This is a genomic window from Sphingomonas sp. BL-S-29, from assembly GCF_055521495.1.
Map to the genome: position 1 here is coordinate 1,108,758 of NZ_CM145482.1, position 17,433 is coordinate 1,126,190.

General features: G+C 68.4%; 17 protein-coding genes. 8 read left to right on the forward strand and 9 right to left on the reverse strand.

From position 1 onward, the window contains the following. Positions 1–43: 43 nt before the first annotated feature. The 3 genes from ACZ1I2_RS05345 to ACZ1I2_RS05355 form a co-directional block, all read right to left on the reverse strand. The gene (locus ACZ1I2_RS05345; RefSeq protein ID WP_465170715.1) at positions 44–1,312 is read right to left on the reverse strand and encodes an efflux RND transporter periplasmic adaptor subunit; all 1,269 of its coding nucleotides are present in this window, start codon (positions 1,310–1,312) and stop codon (positions 44–46) included. Further along, complete coding sequence (locus tag ACZ1I2_RS05350) at positions 1,309–1,725, reverse strand: hypothetical protein (protein ID WP_465170714.1); 417 nt, start codon at positions 1,723–1,725, stop codon at positions 1,309–1,311. Before ACZ1I2_RS05350 ends, ACZ1I2_RS05345 begins: the two co-directional genes overlap by 4 nt. 313 nt (positions 1,726–2,038) lie before the next feature. After that, on the reverse strand, positions 2,039–2,653 hold the full coding sequence (locus ACZ1I2_RS05355; RefSeq protein WP_465174880.1) for a TetR/AcrR family transcriptional regulator: 615 nt from the start codon (positions 2,651–2,653) through the stop codon (positions 2,039–2,041). A gap of 183 nt (positions 2,654–2,836) precedes the next feature. Here ACZ1I2_RS05355 and ACZ1I2_RS05360 point away from each other — a divergent pair, with 183 nt between their 5' ends. Both ACZ1I2_RS05360 and ACZ1I2_RS05365 read left to right on the forward strand, forming a co-directional pair. Then, entirely contained in the window at positions 2,837–5,074 is a 2,238-nt protein-coding gene (locus ACZ1I2_RS05360) for a TonB-dependent hemoglobin/transferrin/lactoferrin family receptor (protein WP_465174879.1), read from the forward strand. A 121-nt stretch (positions 5,075–5,195) separates the two neighbouring features. After that, complete coding sequence (locus tag ACZ1I2_RS05365) at positions 5,196–6,182, forward strand: DUF6607 family protein (protein ID WP_465174878.1); 987 nt, start codon at positions 5,196–5,198, stop codon at positions 6,180–6,182. Between the two features lie 172 nt (positions 6,183–6,354). Here ACZ1I2_RS05365 and ACZ1I2_RS05370 read toward each other — a convergent pair whose 3' ends face one another. The 3 genes from ACZ1I2_RS05370 to epsC all read right to left on the reverse strand — a co-directional run bounded on the left by ACZ1I2_RS05370 (position 6,355) and on the right by epsC (position 8,648). Further along, positions 6,355–6,660 carry a ribosomal protein L7/L12 gene (locus tag ACZ1I2_RS05370; RefSeq protein ID WP_465170710.1) on the reverse strand — a complete coding sequence of 102 codons (306 nt, stop codon included), beginning with the start codon at positions 6,658–6,660 and terminating at the stop codon, positions 6,355–6,357. Between the two features lies 1 nt (position 6,661). Beyond that, positions 6,662–7,558 (reverse strand): TauD/TfdA dioxygenase family protein, encoded by an 897-nt coding sequence (locus ACZ1I2_RS05375; RefSeq protein WP_465170709.1) that lies wholly within the window; start codon positions 7,556–7,558, stop codon positions 6,662–6,664. A gap of 163 nt (positions 7,559–7,721) precedes the next feature. Next, positions 7,722–8,648, reverse strand: coding sequence for a serine O-acetyltransferase EpsC (gene epsC / locus ACZ1I2_RS05380; protein ID WP_465174877.1), 927 nt, complete (start codon positions 8,646–8,648; stop codon positions 7,722–7,724). A 251-nt stretch (positions 8,649–8,899) separates the two neighbouring features. On the opposite strand from epsC, the gene ACZ1I2_RS05385 reads away from it, so the two are divergent. The 4 genes from ACZ1I2_RS05385 to ACZ1I2_RS05400 all read left to right on the forward strand — a co-directional run bounded on the left by ACZ1I2_RS05385 (position 8,900) and on the right by ACZ1I2_RS05400 (position 13,056). Then, positions 8,900–9,664, forward strand: coding sequence for an AcvB/VirJ family lysyl-phosphatidylglycerol hydrolase (locus ACZ1I2_RS05385; protein ID WP_465174876.1), 765 nt, complete (start codon positions 8,900–8,902; stop codon positions 9,662–9,664). Next, positions 9,661–10,062: a DUF2147 domain-containing protein gene (locus tag ACZ1I2_RS05390; RefSeq protein WP_465174875.1), complete on the forward strand. Its 402-nt coding sequence runs from the start codon at positions 9,661–9,663 to the stop codon at positions 10,060–10,062. The genes ACZ1I2_RS05385 and ACZ1I2_RS05390 overlap by 4 nt, the downstream gene beginning before the upstream one ends. After that, on the forward strand, positions 10,032–12,620 hold the full coding sequence (gene mprF / locus ACZ1I2_RS05395; RefSeq protein WP_465174874.1) for a bifunctional lysylphosphatidylglycerol flippase/synthetase MprF: 2,589 nt from the start codon (positions 10,032–10,034) through the stop codon (positions 12,618–12,620). Before ACZ1I2_RS05390 ends, mprF begins: the two co-directional genes overlap by 31 nt. Positions 12,621–12,846: 226 nt before the next feature. Beyond that, positions 12,847–13,056 (forward strand): hypothetical protein, encoded by a 210-nt coding sequence (locus ACZ1I2_RS05400; protein WP_465170704.1) that lies wholly within the window; start codon positions 12,847–12,849, stop codon positions 13,054–13,056. 37 nt (positions 13,057–13,093) lie between these two features. Here the strand turns inward: ACZ1I2_RS05400 and ACZ1I2_RS05405 are convergent, their stop codons facing one another. The 3 genes from ACZ1I2_RS05405 to ACZ1I2_RS05415 are packed head-to-tail and all read right to left on the reverse strand — an operon-like array spanning position 13,094 to position 15,043. Continuing rightward, positions 13,094–14,017, reverse strand: a complete 924-nt coding sequence (locus ACZ1I2_RS05405) for an alpha/beta hydrolase family protein (RefSeq protein WP_465170703.1) — start codon at positions 14,015–14,017, stop codon at positions 13,094–13,096. A gap of 40 nt (positions 14,018–14,057) precedes the next feature. Further along, complete coding sequence (locus tag ACZ1I2_RS05410) at positions 14,058–14,501, reverse strand: EF-hand domain-containing protein (RefSeq protein WP_465174873.1); 444 nt, start codon at positions 14,499–14,501, stop codon at positions 14,058–14,060. Positions 14,502–14,560: 59 nt separating this feature from the next. Beyond that, positions 14,561–15,043: a hypothetical protein gene (locus tag ACZ1I2_RS05415; protein ID WP_465174872.1), complete on the reverse strand. Its 483-nt coding sequence runs from the start codon at positions 15,041–15,043 to the stop codon at positions 14,561–14,563. Positions 15,044–15,201: 158 nt separating this feature from the next. On the opposite strand from ACZ1I2_RS05415, the gene ACZ1I2_RS05420 reads away from it, so the two are divergent. Beyond that, on the forward strand, positions 15,202–15,918 hold the full coding sequence (locus tag ACZ1I2_RS05420; protein ID WP_465177179.1) for a response regulator: 717 nt from the start codon (positions 15,202–15,204) through the stop codon (positions 15,916–15,918). After that, positions 15,915–17,252 carry an ATP-binding protein gene (locus ACZ1I2_RS05425; RefSeq protein WP_465174871.1) on the forward strand — a complete coding sequence of 446 codons (1,338 nt, stop codon included), beginning with the start codon at positions 15,915–15,917 and terminating at the stop codon, positions 17,250–17,252. The genes ACZ1I2_RS05420 and ACZ1I2_RS05425 overlap by 4 nt, the downstream gene beginning before the upstream one ends. Positions 17,253–17,433: the final 181 nt, after the last annotated feature.

Below are 17,433 nucleotides of genomic sequence, written 5' to 3' on the forward strand. Positions count from 1 at the left end.
GAGCAGCCCTTCGACAAGCTCAGGGCGAACGGGGTGGTTGGTCTCAGTTCGCGATGGTCGCCTCGCCCGCGACGGGCAGCGACACCGCCGGCGCGGCCGACGCCGTCGTCGCGGCGGCGATGCGGCCTGCCGTGGGGGCGACCTTGGCGCCGGGCATCGCCATCTGGTTGCCGGCGATGATCACCCGGTCCTTCGGCCCGATGCCCGAGCGGATGACCCGCAGGCCGTCGACCACCGGACCCAGTTCGACCGGCTTGGCCGAAACCTGGTTCTGCGCGTCGACCGTCAGCACGATCTTGCGCGCCTGGTCGGTCTGGATGGCCGTGTCGGGCACCAGCAGGGCCGGGGCCTTGCCGCCGCTCGCCAGCCGCATGTTGCCGAACATGCCGGGCGTCAGGAAATAGCCCGGGTTGGACAGCACCGCGCGACCGCGGATCGTGCCGCTGCGCTGGTCCAGGCCATTGTCGGTGAAGTCGAGGCGGCCCTTCCAGCGATGCTCGGTCTCGTCCTGCAGCTGGATCTCGACCGCCGCCGGCTCGGCGCCGGGCTGACGGGCGCGCTGCGTCTTCAGGTACAGCGCCTCCGACCCGTCGAAGGTGAAGTAGATCGGGTCGAGCGCGTTAATCGTGGTCAGCACCGTGCCGTTGGTGCCCTCGCCGCCCGCGACCTGGTTGCCGGCATCGACCTTGCGGTCGGAGATGCGGCCGGCGATCGGCGCGCGGACCTGGGTGAACTCGATGTCGAGCGCCCGGACCCGGACGCGCGCATCGGCGGCGGCAAGTGCGGCCTGCGCTGCCTGCACCTTGGCACGCAGCGAATCCACTTCGCCCGCCGACACCGCCTCATCGGCGATCAGCCGGGTCGCGCGGCCGAGATCGGCCTGGGCCAGCGCCAGCGCGCTGCGTGCGCTCGCCGCATTGGCGCGTGCCTCGGCCAGAGCCGCGGCGAACGGGCGGGGATCGATGGTGAAGAGCAGCTGGCCCTTCTGCACGATCTCGCCGTCGCGGAAATGGATGCCGGTCACTTCGCCCGCCACGCGGGGACGGATCTCGACCGTGCGGCTCGGCGCGAAGCGGCCGACATAGTCGTCCCACTCGTTGACCTCGCGCACCAGAGGTGCCGCGACCGTTACCGCCGCCGGGGGAGGAGCGGCGGCAACGGCCGGGGACTCACCGGCCAGCTTGGTGCCGGCCGCGGCGACGATCGCCAGGGGGATGAGGACGATCGCCGCACGCCGCGTTCGCGACATGCGGTTGAAACCGTCGACCAGCGGTCGCGCGGTCGTGCTCTCGATGGGGGTGATCATGTTCATGCGGCGATCCTTGGATTGGCGTAGATCTGGACGAGGCCGACCCGGTCGCCGGTGACGCTGGCCACCAGGGTCTCGGCCTGGGAAAGGGTGAAGCCGGCGTCGAGGAACCGGTCGATCTCGGCCTGGGCGATGGCATAGCCGCGGCGCCAGGCATGGACGGCGAGCCGGCGCAGCGCCTCGAGCCTGGTGTCGGCCAGCCGCGAGCGGGTGCCGATGCCGAACAGGCCGCCCAGCGCGCGGGAGACCCGGCCGGGCTCCTCCAGGCTGGACAAGGTGTCGCGGCGCGAGACCGCGATCACGCTCCATTCGAGCGCCGAGAAGCTGCCGGTCTCGCCGTCCGGCGCGATCGAGACCTCCATCGCGCGGCTGCGGACGGGGGCGGCGAACATGTTGTCGATGTCGAGATAGGCCATGGCTATTCCCCTTGAAGTGATTGGCCACGAGGCGCCGGGCGCGACGACATCATGTCTCGCGGGCGGATGCGCTCGGGGCGTGAAGGGCCGGCAACGGACAGCCTCATGCCATCCGCTCCTCGATCCTCGAAAATGATGATGCGCGATTGGCCTCAGGCCGCTCGCAGGTGGTTCAGCAGTCCGACTTGGTCATGGGCGTTTCCCTCCGCCATGGCGAGCCGGTGAAGGACCCGCATTCAATACCGATCGGTATATAACGCCATGCTGCGGCGCGTCAAGCGCCTTTTATACCGGTGGGTACAATTAATTTCAATCATCGAGTGGGCCAGACCGACAGGCTGGTTTCGACCAGCTGGCTCAGCTCCTGGCAGGTCGCGCCCGAACCCGCCTGGACCGACAGTCCCTGCAGTAGCGCGGTGAGATAGCGCACCAGCGCGACCGGCTCGATCGTCTCCGGCAAGTCGCCCTCTTTCCTGGCACGCTCGAAGCGCGCGATCATCGCGGCTTCGGAGGAGGCGCGACGCTTGACCACCTCGGCCTTGATCGATTCGGCCTCGAGGCCGCACGCGCTCATGCTGATCACGCCGAGGCAGCCCTTGGGGTCGCAATTGCTCATCTGGATTTCGAGCGCACCGCGCAGCAGCTTCTCCGCCACGCCGCGCGCGGTCGGCGCGTCGAGTGCGTAGCGCATATAAGCGAGCTTTTCGCGCTCATAGAGGTCGAGCGCCTTGTGGAACAACGCTTCCTTGTTGCCGAACGCGGCGTAGAGACTCGGCTTGGTAATGCCCATCTCGGCGGTCAGCTCGGACATGGATGCGCCTTCATAGCCGCGGCTCCAGAAAACCCGGAGCGCGGAGGCGAGCGCGCTTTCCACGCAGAATTCCCGGGGCCGTCCCTTGGTGGGTGCCGGGGCAAGATCCTGTTCCATACCGATCGGTATATAGCGCGCTTTCCGTAAACGTCCAGTACCCCAATTTCCGTCCTAGTTCCTCCCCGTGCCGGGGAGGAATGCGAGCTTCTTCGCCGGCGAATTGACACCCGCCCCCATCACTCCTAGCAGATGCAAACGCGAATCACTCGCATTAGCATTACGTGTCACTTCGGGGGTATCATGATCGACCACATCACCACGCCGCGCGCGCCCATCCGCACCGGCGCCGCCGCGCTCGCGATCGCCTGGGCGCTGGCCGCCGGCGCGGCGCACGCCGCCGACGAGGCTCGCCCCGCCGACGAGGACAAGGACCTCGTCACCGTCACCGCGACGCGCACACCGCTGCTGATCTCCGACGTGCCCGCCACCGTCACCGTGATCACCGCCGAGACGATCGCCGACCAGCTCGCGAGCGACATCAAGGATCTGGTCCGCTTCGAACCCGGCGTCAGCGTCCGCCGCGCGCCGACCCGTTTCGGCGCGGCGCAGGGCGTCACCGGACGCGACGGCAATGCCGGCTTCAATATCCGCGGGCTCGAGGGCAATCGCGTGCTGATCCAGGTCGATGGCGTGCGCGTGCCCGACGGGTTCGAATTCGGCGCGCAGAGCGCCGGACGCGGCGACTATGTCGATCTCGGCGTGGTCAAGTCAGTCGAGATTCTGCGCGGCCCGGCCTCGGCGCTTTATGGCAGCGACGGCCTGGCCGGGGCGGTCAGCTTCGTGACCAGCGATCCGCAGGATTTCCTCACCGGCGGCAAGAGCTTTGGCGGCATCGCCCGCGCCGGTTTCGATTCGGCTGACGACCAGTTCTCCGAAACCGGTATCGTCGCCGGGGCGATCGGCAACTGGTCGGCGATGGTCGCCTATACCGGCCGCGACGGGCATGAGCTCGACAACATGGGCACCAACGAATCGCCCAACGCGAACCGCACCGCGCCCAACCCGCAGGACACCAGCTCGAATTCGGTGCTGGCCAAGCTGGTCTGGTCGCCCGATGACCATAACCGCGTCCGCCTGACCTATGATCATCTCGATGGCCATGTGCGCACGACCGTGTTGAGCGGCATCTCCGCCGCAGTGCCGGTCCCGGCGACCGGCGTGATCGGCCTCACCGCAAGCGACCGCACCAAGCGCGACCGCGTGGCGCTCGACTGGCTCTATACCGGCACCGGCGCGATCGCCTCGGCGCATGTGACGGGCTGGTACCAGGACGGCGAGAACCGCCAGTTCACCGCCGAGGATCGCAACACCGCGGCGGACCGCACGCGCCTCAACACCTTCGCGAATCGCGTCTATGGCGCGAGCGTCGAGCTGCGCAGCGACTTCGCGACCGGCGCGCTGACGCACAAGCTGGTCTATGGCGGCGATGTCAGCGTCACTCGGCAGGAGGGCATCCGCGGCGGCACCGTGCCGACCGCACCCGACGTCTTCCCGACCCGCGCCTTCCCGATCACTGATTATACCCTGGTCGGCGGCTATATCTCGGATGAGATCGGCCTTGCCGATGGGGCCTTCACCTTGTTCCCGGCGCTGCGCTTCGATCATTATGCGCTGACGCCCAAGCCCGACGCGCTCGTCCCGACGGCCTCGGCGCCCCCCGGCAAGCAGAGCGGGTCGCGGGTCTCGCCCAAGCTCGCCGCGCTGGCGACCTTCGGCCCGATCCGGCTGTTCGCCAATTATGCGCGCGGCTTCAAGGCGCCGTCGCCGACTCAGGTAAACCAGTTCTTCGATAACCCGACCTCACCGCAATTCGCCTATCGCTCGATCCCCAATCCCGATCTCCGGCCCGAGACCAGCGAAAGCTTCGAGGGCGGCGCGCGCATCGTCACGCCCGTGGTGAGCGCCGGCGTGACTGGCTTCACCGGCAAGTACCGCAACTTCATCAGCCAGGAGATGGTCGGCAATCATGCGGGCACTCCCGCCGATCCGATCATCTTCCAGTTCATCAACCTCGCCCGTGCCCGCATCAGCGGCGTGGAAGGCAAGATCGACGTGACCCCGGTCGCGGGCGTCACCGCGCGGTTCGCGGCCAGCTATACCAAGGGCACCAGCACGGGCGCCAATGGCGTGAAATCGCCCCTGGTGACGGTCGATCCGGTCAAGCTGGTCGGCGGTATCGGGTATGACGCGCCCAACCGTCGCTTCGGCGGCCAGATCGTCGCGACCTATTCGGCGCGCAAGCCCAAGTCCGAGGCTGCGTCCACTGCCTATCGCCCCGACAGCTTCACCATCGTCGATGCGACCGCCTATGTCCGGGTCGCCGATGTGCTCACCCTGCGGGCGGGCATCTTCAACGTCTTCGACCGCAAATATGCCTGGTGGAGCGATGTGCGCGGGCTCGCCGCCAGCTCGACCGTCACGGACGCCTATACCCAGCCCGGCCGTAACGCGAGCGTGTCGCTGACCGCGAAGTTCTGACCGTTTCCCCTCCCTACCTCTCCGGGAGGGGCTGGGGAGGGAAGCAGTCGCACCCACCGGATTTGCCCCCCGGGACTGTTTCTCTCCCCCTCTTGTCCGATCATCACGAGGAACCATGCTCATGAAGACATTCCCGTTCCGTCTGGCGCTCGTCGCAGGCCTGCTCACTCTTCCGCTCGCGGCGCCCGTACTCGCCGACGGTCCTGTCGCGCCGCGCAGCGCCGCCGAGGAAAGGGCGGCGTTCGAGGCGGATCGCGCCGCGATCCTCGCCATGGCGGGCAATTACAAGGTGACCTTCGACATGAAGGAAACCACGCCCTGGCGCGCGGACTACACCCAGATCCCGGCGAAGATTTCGGGCGGGCATGAAAGCGTCCGCGTCATCGAGGACAGTGGCCGCCATATCGTGTTGCAGCACATGCTGGTCGTCACCGGCGAGGGCGGCAAGACCATGGTGATCAAGCACTGGCGCCAGGACTGGAGCTTCGAGCCGGCCTCGTTCCTCGCTTATGCCGGCAATGGCCGGTGGAATGTCGAAGCGATTCCGGAGCGGATGCGCAAGAGCCGCTGGTCGCAGACCGTGTGGCAGACCGACGATTCCCCGCGCTACGGCGGCTGGGGCGAATGGACTGACGATGGCGGCGTGCGGCGCTGGCGCAGCAGCTGGACCTGGCGTCCGCTCGCCCGCCGCGATGCGGTGCGGCATCCGCGCTACGACCGCTATCTCGGCATCAACCGCCACTCGCCCTCGCCCGCGGGCTGGATCCACTGGCAGGACAATATCAAGATGGGCCCGGTCGACGGGAAGATCGTGCCCTTCGTCCAGGAAACGGTGCTCAACACCTATGCCACGGACGACACCTATGACGTGAAGGTGGCCGACGATTACTGGGCCGCGACGAAGGACTATTGGGCGGCGATCCGCGCCGCCTGGGACGCGGCGATCGCGAAGGACAAGGGCGTCTCGGTCGCCGAAGTCGCCGAGACCGGCTCGGCCTCGGGCGAGCGGCTGATGGACTATGCCGATCAGGTGCAGGCAGGCAAGCTGACCACCGCGGCGGCGATCGAGCAGGGCAGGGCGGTGATCGCGGAGGTGACGAAGCGGTAGGGGGCCATGGTAGCCACTACTTTCGTCCCACCCACTCCGTCACCCTGAACTCGTTTCAGGGTCCATGCGCGGTCAGCTAACCCAAGAGCGACGCTGATGGGGCAGGTGACCGCGCATGGATGCTGAAACAAGTTCAGCATGACGGCGGTGTCATAGTCGCGCTCGACCCGCCTCACTCCAGCGATTCCACCAGATCCTTGGTTTCCTTCAGCCCCAGATGCGTCGCATCCCGCGCCAGCTTGATCGCGTCGATCTTCCGCCCCGCCGCGAGCAGCGCGCGAACCTGTTCCTCCACCTCGGGCGGCAGGGAGGTAGCAAGTGCCTCGGCCGGAAGGCGAGGCGCAGCCGGCGCGCGATAGACCGGCGCCTGTCCGCCCCCCATCAACGGATCGCGGCTGCGCGCCGACCGCAGGGCCAATGCAAGCAGCACCAGAAAGACGACGCCGGCCGCGATCAGCACCGGGACGGGAACGAACATTCTAGCGCGTCACCACGTCGCCGGAGACCGTCACCCGCTCCAGCACACGGTCGGCGGGCCAGTAATCGCCGACGGCATAATGCTGAGTCGATCGATTGTCCCAGATGCCGATCGCGTTCGGGGTCCAGCGGAAGCGGACCTGATATTCGGGCACCTTGATCCGATCGTAGAGCAGGCGCAGCAGCTCCTTGCTCTCCGCCTCGGGGATGCCGAGGATCCGCGTCGTGAAAGTGTAGTTGACGTAGAGGATCTTCTCGCCGGTCTCGGGATGGGTGCGTACCACCGGATGCGCCACCGCCGGGAAATCGCGGGCGAGCTGCGCCTTTTTCTCCTCGCTCACGCGCCCGCCGAAGCTGGCGACGATGTCATGCTCGGCATCGAGGTTCGCGATGCGGTCCTTCACCGGCTGGGGCAGGCCCTCATAGGCCGCCGCCGTATCCGACCAGATCGTGTCGCCGCCCAGCGCCGGCAACAGCCGGGCGCGCAGCACCGAAGCGATCGACGGCCGCTCGCGGAAGGTCACGTCGGTGTGCCATTTGTTATAGGCCTTGAATGGGGTGAAGGCGTCGGCGGTGAGCTGCACGCCCTCGACGCCGCGGATCACCAGCACTTCCGGATAGCCCTCGACATGCGGGATGACCGGATGGCCCTCCAGCTCGCCGAACAGCCGGCCGAGGCGGAGATGGCTTTCATAATCCACGTCCTGGTCGCGGAAGAAGATCACCTTGTGGGTGAGCCAGGCCTCGCGGACGATCTCGGCCACGCTGTCGTCGAGCGGCTGGTTCAGGCCGATGCCCGATATCTCGGCGCCGATCGTCGGGGTCGAGGGCATGATGACGATCCCGCGCGAGGCGGCGCGTTCCTGCAGGTCGGTCCGGATGTTCAAAGCGGTCGCCATGGCGATCTCCTCTCCATGCTCAATGTCTGCCCTTGCACAAGGTTGCGCAACCTTTGCCGTTCGGCCCCGGATTCGATCCGGGGTTGTCGAAGCCCTGTTCTTCTCTTCGCAGGCAGAAAGAACAGCCCTTCGACGAGCTCAGGGCGAACGGGAGAGGGGGCGCTTAAGTCTCCGGAAACAGCGCCGGCCCTTCTCCCTCGGCGAAGGACAAGGCCGGCGGCTGCATCACCAGCGCGCCGGGGGCGACATCCCCGGTCACCCATACATTGCCGCCGATCGTCGCACCGCGCCCGATCCTGACCCGGCCGAGGATCGTCGCCCCGGCATAGACCACTACATCGTCCTCGACGATCGGGTGGCGGGCGAAGCGCTCGCGCACGCTGTGCCCGTCCTCGGGCGGCAGGCGCCGCGCGCCGAGCGTGACATGCTGGTACAGCCGCACGCGCGCGCCGATGATCGCGGTCTCGCCGATCACCACGCCGGTGCCATGGTCGATGAAGAAGCTCGGCCCGATCGTCGCGCCCGGATGGATGTCGATGCCGGTGCGGGTATTGGCGATCTCGGAGATGACGCGCGCGACGAGCGGCGCGCCCAGTTCGAACAGCTGGTGCGCCAGCCGGTGGTACATCACCGCCACCGCGCAGGGGTAGCAGATCAATATCTCGTCGACGCTGCGTGCGGCGGGGTCGCCCTGAAAGGCAGCGGCGACATCGCTGTCGATCAGCCGGCGGATCTCGGGCAGGGCGGCGGCGAACAGGCGGACGATGGTGTCGCCATGGTCGCAATCGAACCGGTCGCCGGTTTCTGCTTCCCAGTAACGCAGCTCGCGCCCGATCTCCGCCTCGAGCAGGCCGAGTGCCTGATCGAGGCGGAGCCGGACGAAGACGTCCTCGGTCGTGCCTTCGAAATGGCCGAGCCGCTGCGGGAACAGTGCCGCTTCGAGATGCTCGAGCATGAACTCCAGCGCCACGCGCGACGGGAAGCGCGCGGTGCCGGCATTGGCGTGGCGCTGGTGCGCGGCGCGCCAGTCCCGCCGCGCCGCAGCGAGGCCCAGGACCACGCCGTCGATCGAATCATTGGCCATCAACATGTCGCACCTTACCTGCTTAGGCGTATATTCCTATCATTTGGATGGGATATAAAAAGGCAAGTTCGGCTTGCCGGCCCGAAAGCGCGACTAACGGCGCCGGCAGGCCACCTCCCCGGAGATAAACCTTAGTCTGTGTTATCGTCCCCACCGCTCGGCACTATCTCAGGACAACGAGCGGCAAGGCGCCTGGATGACGGGTTTTTCATGTTCCATCCATCACGGCGTCAGGCGGCCCGGCATAGGAGCGGGCGATGAAAATGACCTTCCAGGACCGCGCGAGGCGGCGCGGTTCCTCTTCCAGGGCGCTGCACTGGGCTGGCGGCATTGCGCTCGCGATTGCTGCCGCGCTGTTGGCTTTGGCAGCGATGGCCGGCTTCTTCGATCGCGATCCGATCCGCCTGTTCGGCGATTTCGGTCGCGGACGCGTGCCGGTCGTCGCCTTGTTCTTCTCGGGTGATCTCGGCCTGCGCTTCGGCATGGGGCCGCATGTCACGCAAGCGCTGGCGGTGCGCGGCATCCCGGTGATGGGGGTGAATTCCCCCACGGTCTTCGGCCGGCACCGCAGCCGGGCCGAGGTCGACGGGCTGGTCGCCGATGCCGTGCGCGGCGCGCTCGCGCGGGCGCATGCCGACCGGGTCGTGCTGATCGGCCAGTCCTTCGGGTCGGATGTGCTCGGCACCGGTGCTGCCCGCCTGCCGGCCGACCTGCGCACGAAGGTCGCGGCGATCGTGCTGGTGGTGCCGGGCCAGACCGTGTTCTTCCGCGCCGACCCGACCGATCTTTCCTATCGCGGCACACCCGACGCCCGCGCGCTCGATGCGGCGCGTACTCTCTCCTGGGCGCCGCTGACCTGCATCTATGGCGTCCGCGAGACCGAGAGCCTGTGTCCGTTGCTCCCCGCACCAATGACGCGGATCGCATTGCCGGGCGGGCATTTCCTGAACAACGACCCGCACCGGCTGATCGCGACGATCGTCGCAGCGCTTCGCCCCGTGCTGCCGGGAATCCACGCATGATCGCCGCGCTCCTGTTGATGCTCGCCGGCGCTCCGGCCGGGGGCGGCGGCATGACCGCGACCCGCGACCTGCCGGTCGGCCTGTGGCAGAATCCGAAGGCGACGCTGCGGGTGCGGACCGCGCCGTGCGGCGATGCGCTGTGCGGCGCGATTGCCGCCGCGACCCCGACGGCCGAGGCCGATGCGCGCGATGCCGGGATCGACCATCTCATCGGTATCGAGCTGCTCAAGGACTATCGCCGGGTCGGACCCGATCGCTGGGCCGGCACCGTCTATGTGCCCGACATGGGGCATAGCTTCTCCTCGCGGATCGAGCGGCTTTCGCCCGATACGCTGAAGATCTCCGGCTGCCTGATCGGAGGGTTTCTGTGCAAGTCGCAGATCTGGAAACGCGTCTGATCCGGTCCCCGGGGCGGTCGGGCGCGACGCAGTGGATGCTGCGCCGCCGCCGCTGGCTGGTCGCGCTGGCCGTGCTGGTCGTCGCCCTGCTCGGCTTCGCAGCGCTCCATGCCCTGCTCGCCGAGGTACGGCTGAAGGATGTGCGCGCCGCGTTGCACGCCATTCCGGACGCGCGGATCGGGCTGGCGCTGGCGCTGACCATCGGCAGCTATCTCTGCCTGACGCTCTACGACCTGCTGGCGCTTCGGGCGATCGGCCGGCCGCTGCCGTGGCGGACGGCGGCGCTCGCCTCGTTCACCAGCTACACCGTCAGCCATAATCTCGGCCTGTCGCTGCTGACCGGCGGATCGGCGCGCTACCGCGTCTACGCCAATGCCGGGCTGGAGCTGGGCGATGTCGCGCGCGTCACTCTGCTCGCCTCGGCGACGTTCTGGGGCGGCGTGGCGGTGGTCGGCGCGGGGGCCTTGTTGTTCGCAGGCGAACCGATCGACCTCGGCATCGTCACCATCGCGCCGCTGGCCGGGCATGTCGCCGGCGCGGCGATGCTGGTGGCCGTTGCCCTGCTGCTCGTCGCACGCGCCGCCGGGCGCGACCGGATCGGCCGGGGCGATTTCGCGCTGCCGGTGCCGGCGCTGCCGATCATGGGCGCGCAGATCGGCGTGGCGGCGCTCGACCTGCTGCTTGCCGCCGCCACGCTCTATGTCCTGATCCCCGCGCCCTCCGCGCCGCCGCTCGACCTGTTCCTGGTCGCCTATGCGGTCGGGCTGGTCGCGGTACTGGTCACACATGTGCCGGGCGGCATCGGCGTGTTCGAGGCAGTGATGCTGGCGATCGTCCCGGGCGACCGGCCCGGCCTGTTCGCCGCGCTGCTGCTTTACCGCATCGTCTATTATCTTCTGCCGCTCGCCGCGGCGGCGGGACTGCTCGGTGTGCTCGAGGGGCGGCGGCTGCGCCGGCCGATCGCGGCCGGCGTGTCGATGGTCGAGCAGGCCAGCCGCGCCCTGGCGCCGCCGCTGCTGGCCGCGCTGGTGTTCACCGGCGGGCTGGTGCTGCTCGTATCGGGCGCGCTGCCGGCGGTGCATGACCGCATCTTCTGGCTGGCCGACATCGTGCCGCTGCCGTTCATCGAGGCATCGCATTTCTCGGCGAGCCTGGCGGGTACCGCGCTGATCCTCGTCTCGCCGGCGATCAATGCCCGACTGCGCAGCGGCTTCATCGCCGCGCGGCTGCTGCTGGTCGGCGGCGCCATCTTCTCGATCCTGAAGGGCGTGGATTATGAGGAAGCGGCGATCCTGGCGGTGATCGCCGGCATCCTGCAATATTGCCGCCCGGCATTCTACCGCCGCGCCGGGGTGTTCGACGCGCCGTTCCAGCGGCTCTGGCTGGCCGCGGCGATGGTGGCGCTCGCGCTCAGCCTTTGGGCCGGCTTCTTCGCCTACAAGCATGTGCCCTATTCGACTGATCTCTGGTGGGAGTTCGCGTGGAAGGGCAATGCTCCGCGTTTCCTGCGCGCGAGCGTTGGCGCGGTGGTCGTCCTCGTCGCCGTGGCGATGTGGCGGCTGCTTGTCGCGCCGGTGCGCGCGCATGGCGAAAGCGTCCTGCCGCGCGACCTGGCCGATCGCGCGCTGGCAGTCGCGTCACGGGCCGATGCGGCGCTGGCCTTCACCGGCGACAAGCATTTCATCGTCTCGGCCTCGGCCGACGCTTTCCTGATGTACCGCGTACAGGGCCGCACCTGGGTCGTGATGGGCGATCCCGTCGGCCCCGCTGCCGCCTGGTCCGAGCTGGTATGGCGGATCCGCGCCGAATGCGATGCGGCGCATGGCCGGCTGTGTTTCTACCAGGCAAGCACCGAGATGCTGCCGCTGCTGGTCGAACTCGGCCTGCAGGTGATGAAATATGGCGAGGAAGCGCATGTGCCGCTCGATCGCTTCACGCTCGACGGCCCGGCGGCCAAGTCGCTGCGCCATTCGGTGCGGCGCGCCGATGCCGCTAGCCTGCGTTTCGAAATCCTGCCGGCAGCCGACGTCGCGGCACATGGCCCCGCGCTGAAAACCGTGTCGGACGACTGGTTGCGCGGCAAGGCGGGAGTAGAGAAGCGCTTCAGCATCGGTCGATTCGATCCCGATTACATCACCCGCTTCGACTGCGCCGTGCTGTGGCAGGATGACCGGATCGTCGCCTTCGCCAATATCTGGGCGACGCGGAACCGGTGCGAGCTGTCGGTCGACCTGATGCGGCATCTGCCCGATACGCCTTATGGCACGATGGATTTCCTGCTCGTGTCGTTGATGCAATGGGGCGCGGCGCACGGGTACAAACGCTTCAACCTGGGCATGGCGCCGCTGTCGGGGCTGGGCGGCGGGCGTCTCGCGCCAGGCTGGTCGCGGATCGGCCATGCGATCTATGGCCATGCCGAGGCGCTGTACGGCTTCGCCGGCCTCCGCTCGTTCAAGGCGAAGTTCCACCCCGACTGGCAACCGCGCTATGTCGCGACCCCGCCCGGCCTGCCTGCGGCGCGCGCGATGATCGACCTGATCGCGCTGATCGGCGGCTGATCGAACGGCGTTTCCGGGACAGCGCCCTTGCCACCGGCGGCAATAGCGCCCACACGCCTCTTGCTGGCACTCCTTCGGGGAGCGCCAAATCGCAAATCGGCGGCGCTGGCTTCCCGCTTGTGAAAGCGGCGATGTCGTCGCGACCCAGCGACCGATCGGCCATCTCATGACCATTCGACCGCCCGAAAACCGGTCCTTGTTCGCGGCCCATTTCTGAGGAGTATCTATGTCCAGAATCCCCGTTCGCCCCTTCCTCGTCGCCAAGGACGAGGACGGCGTATTCCGCGTCACCGTGCGGACCACGCGCTATAATTCGCAAGGCTATCCGCTCGTGTCGGCCGAGCTGCTCGAGGACACCTTCCGTACGCAGACCGCCGCGCGCGCCTTTGTGCGGGAAACCTACAAGGCCGAGACGGGCGACATCGCCAGCAAATAGGCCGGGCTGACCGGCTGTCGCAGGGCAGCCGCCAGGTTCAGCGTTTTTCGAAGCGATCCGGCGGCGGGAGAGTCGCGCCCAGCCGATCCAGCTCGGCCTTCGCCGACATGTCGCCACGCAGGGTCCAGCGCCAGAACAAGGTGGTCGCCCGTGCCACCACCGCGCGCACATGCGGCACCGGGCTACTGTCGGGCAGCGGGATATTGTCCTGCCCGCTGAACATGCGGTGGTTAGCGCCTTCCATCACCAGCAGATATTTGCCGCCCGGTGCCATGGCACGGAACGGGCGTTCGCGGTCCTTCGGCGTGACCGTGTTGAGCCAGGCGACCTGGTCCTTCGTGCCCGTGATCGAGAAGAAGGGCATGCTGATGCCGCCGAACGCGCTCGTATCGCGCGCGGCGACGGGCGGCTGCGGGCTGAATGCGATCGCTGCCGTCACCCGGCCGTCGCCGAAATTCATGCCGGCCACCGGATACTGCTGCCCCGCGATCGACAATGTCGTCTGCGCGCCGAAGCTGTGGCCCGACATGCCGATGCGATGAAGGTCGAGCCTTGTCAGGTCGCACGCGCCCTCGCGCCTGTGTTTCGCCAATGCGTCGATCGCGAAATGCACGTCGTCCGCCCGCGCGCGAAGCTGCTCGATCGACATGGCGGCGCGAAGGCCGCCACTGCCGATGATGCCGCTGTCGCTGCCCGCATGCTGCAGGTGGATCACCGCGTCGCCATCGCGCACCCAGGCCTCGGCCCAGAGCGTCCCGGCGTCGAGCGAGCCACCCAGTCCATGGCTGAACAGGATGACGGGCACCTTGCCGGTGCCGGCGGGCATGCGGATGCGCACCGGCACGATGCGGTTGCGCGCGGTATCGCGCCACTGCGCTTCGCAGACCGCGCCGCTTGGCTGCGGCGACGGGGCGGCCGCGATCGAGGTCGCCGCGATGGCGGCGAGGAACAGGCTTTTCATAATGTCTCCACGGCGCCCGGTGGGGAAAGCCCGAGCGGCATCAGCCTTTCCGCTGCGCCTTCAGCGTCTCCAGAAGCTGTTTCGCCGCGGCGAGCTCGGCCTGGTCGACCTTGTCGTCATTGTTCGCGTCGGCGCGGTCGAACATCAGGGTCGGGGCGCCGGTGAATTCCTCGCGGCTCACCCGGCCGTCGCCATTCTTGTCCATCTGCGTGATCAGTGCGTTCAGGCGCTCGCCCGCCTGGGGGCGAAGCTTGAGCAGCCGGCCGAAATCGTCGCGCGCGACGGCGCCGTCGCCATTGCGGTCCATCTTCGCGAAGCGGGCGCTGCGCGCGGCGAGGAATTCGGCGCGGGTGATGACGCCGTCGCCATTGGCATCGGCATTGGCGAACGGGTCCATCGCATCGCCCGCGCCGAACATCTGCGCGCCGGCGGGCGCGGTGATGGTGGTGGCAAGCAGGACGGCAATCAGGAAAGTCTTGGTCATGTCTGGGTCTTTCGAAAAAGGAGCGGCCGCGCCGGAGGGGATGGCGCGGCCGTGGGGCGTCAGGGGCGGGGGACGGTGCCGCTGACGGTTCGGCTGTTGCCGTTGAGGCGAGTCACGGTGCTGCTGTAGCTCGCCGTGCCGTCACCATTGTTGGTCGTGCTGGTCGAGCGGGCGGCGGTGCGGCCGTCGCCGGTCGTGGTGGTGCGGTCGCCGCTATAGCCGCCATTGCCCCAGCTCGCGTCGCGCGAAGTATCGTAGCCGCGGCCGTTATTGGCGTGGACGCTGCGGTCGCTCGAATAATGGCCCGGGCCGTATTCCCGGCTGCGCGATGCCTCATAGCCGCGGCCGCTATTGGTCTGCAGGCCGCGATGGACCGAAGCCGCGCCGCGCTGGCGGTTGACCGAGCGGGTCTGGACCAGGCCACGCCCATGCGCGCCCTGGATGCTGAGGACATGCCCGCGCGAACGGGCCTCGGCGGGCGTCGCCGATGCCGTGCCCAGGGCGGCGGCGAGGGCGGCGAAACCCAGCATATGCTTGTACATGATGACTCCTTGCACTGGCGGCGATCCGGCCGCCGCGCCCTGGCTTATGCAGCCATAGCGTAAGCCGTTGGCGTCGATCAGGTGTCACTTGGTTACAGAGTGTAACAGCCGGGCCGCCCCTCTTTCGCGCGGGCGTGGGGCAGGGCAATCTGGCGACGATGGAAAATAGCTGCATTGCCGTGGTCGAGGACGACCGGGAGATTCGCTCGATGGTGGTCGACCTGCTCGCGCGCGAGGGATTCCGCGCGATCGGCTGCCGTACGGCCGCCGAGTTCGACCAGCTGCATGAACGCCAGCGCGTCGATCTCGCGGTGCTCGACGTGATGCTGCCCGGCGAGGACGGCTTCTCGCTGTGCCGTCGCTTGCGCGCGGCGGGCGACGTCTCGATCCTGATGGTCACCGCGCGCGGCGACGATATCGACCGGATCGTCGGGCTGGAGATCGGCGCCGACGATTATCTGCCCAAGCCTTTCAACCCGCGCGAACTGGTCGCGCGCGTTCGCGCCGTACTGCGCCGGACGCGCGAGCAGCACCGGGTGACGGCGGCGTTGCCGGTCGAGCGTTACCGTTTCGCCGGCTGGACGATCGATGTCGGCGCGCGGCGCGTGACCTGTCCGGACGGCGAGGAGGTCGATCTGACCGCGGGCGAGTTCGACTTGCTGCTGTGCTTCGTCACCCATCCGCAACGCGTGCTCAACCGCGACCAGCTGCTCGACTGGACGCGAGGCCGCAATGCCGCCGCGTTCGACCGCGCGGTCGACGTCCAGCTCAGCCGGTTGCGGCGCAAGCTCGCCGACCGCCCGAGCGGGGCTGCGCTGATCAAGACGGTGCGCGGCGGCGGCTATCAGTTCACGGTCGGCGTGGAACGGGCATGACGATCGCATCGAACCTCTCGCTGCGCATCACCGCGATCCTGCTCGCAGGCTTCGTCGCGCTGCAATTGCTGATCGTCGCGGCGACCAGCCTGCCGACGCGCGGCGACGATCGGCGGCCCTATAATCTGACGCTCCCTGCTGAAGCCCGCGCGATGGCCGATGCGCTCGATCGCGCGCCGGCCGGCCAGCGCCCGGCATTGCTCGATGCCTTTAACGGCGGCCTCTACACCGTGGCGCTCGCGCCCGGCCTGCCCGCTATCACCGCCACGCCCACCCCCGATCTGGAACTGCTGTCGCTCTATTATGCTCGTGCGCTGCCCGGGCGGGATATCGCGGTTAACGGCCGGCGTCCCGGGTTCGGCCGGCTGATCGGAACGCAACCGCGCCCCGCGCGCTTCTTCGCGCCCGTTACCGTGGCGATCGGGTTGCACGACGGCGGCGCGATGGTGCTGACCAGCCGGCCCTCGCCCTCGATGCGCGGCTATTTCCGCTCGCGCTCCTGGCTGGGCGCGATCGGCGGGTTGATCGTGCTGGCCGCGCTGGCGCTCGCGGTGCGCCAGACAACCCGGCCACTGGTTCGGCTGTCGCGCGAGGTCCAGCGGTTCGGCACAAGCCTCGATGCGCCCGACCTGCCCGTCGCGGGTCCGCGCGAAGTGCGCGACCTGTCGTCGTCGTTCAACGAGATGAAGGGACGCATCCGCGACCTGATGGGGGAGCGGACCAGGGTGCTCGCCGCCATCGCCCATGACATGCGCACCTATCTGACGCGGCTTCGCCTGCGCGCCGAATTCATCGACGATCCGCGCCACCGCGACGGCGCGGTGCGCGACCTGGACGAGATGTCGGCGCTGCTCGACGATACCCTGTTCCTGGCACGCGGCGAGGCGGAAGCGGTGCCGCCGATCGAGATCGATCTCCATGCGGCGGCGGCCGCGCTCGTCGCGGTGCGGCGGGACCTGGGCGAAGCGGTGACGATCGAGCCGGCCGGGCCGCTCCGGGTGCGCGCGACGCCGCTGTCGCTGCGACGCATCCTCGGCAATCTGATCGACAACGGCCTGCGCTACGGCACCGCCGTCACGGTACGCTTTGCGACCGGAGCGGGGACGATCGACCTGATCGTCGAGGATGACGGGCCGGGCGTACCGCCCGAGGTGCTCGCGCGGCTGGGTGAGCCGTTCAACCGGATCGACACCTCGCGCAATCGCGAGACCGGCGGTGCGGGGCTTGGCCTCGCGATCGTCCGCGCGCTGGCGGGTCGCGACGGAGCCGACGTGATCTTCGCCAACCGCGCCGAGGGCGGGTTGCGGGTGACCGTGCGCTATCCGGCGGCCTAGGCCAGCGCTTCCCGATGGTCCATCGTGTCCGGCGTCCATTTCTGCAGGATTGCACAGGGCGGGCGCTTGTCCTCCTTCGCGCGCGGGGCTGCCGGCGCCGGGCGACGTGCGTCCGGCTGCGCCGACGCGAGTCGCGTCATCGGATGAGTGCAAGGCCTGGCCAGCGCGGGCTGGGCCGCAC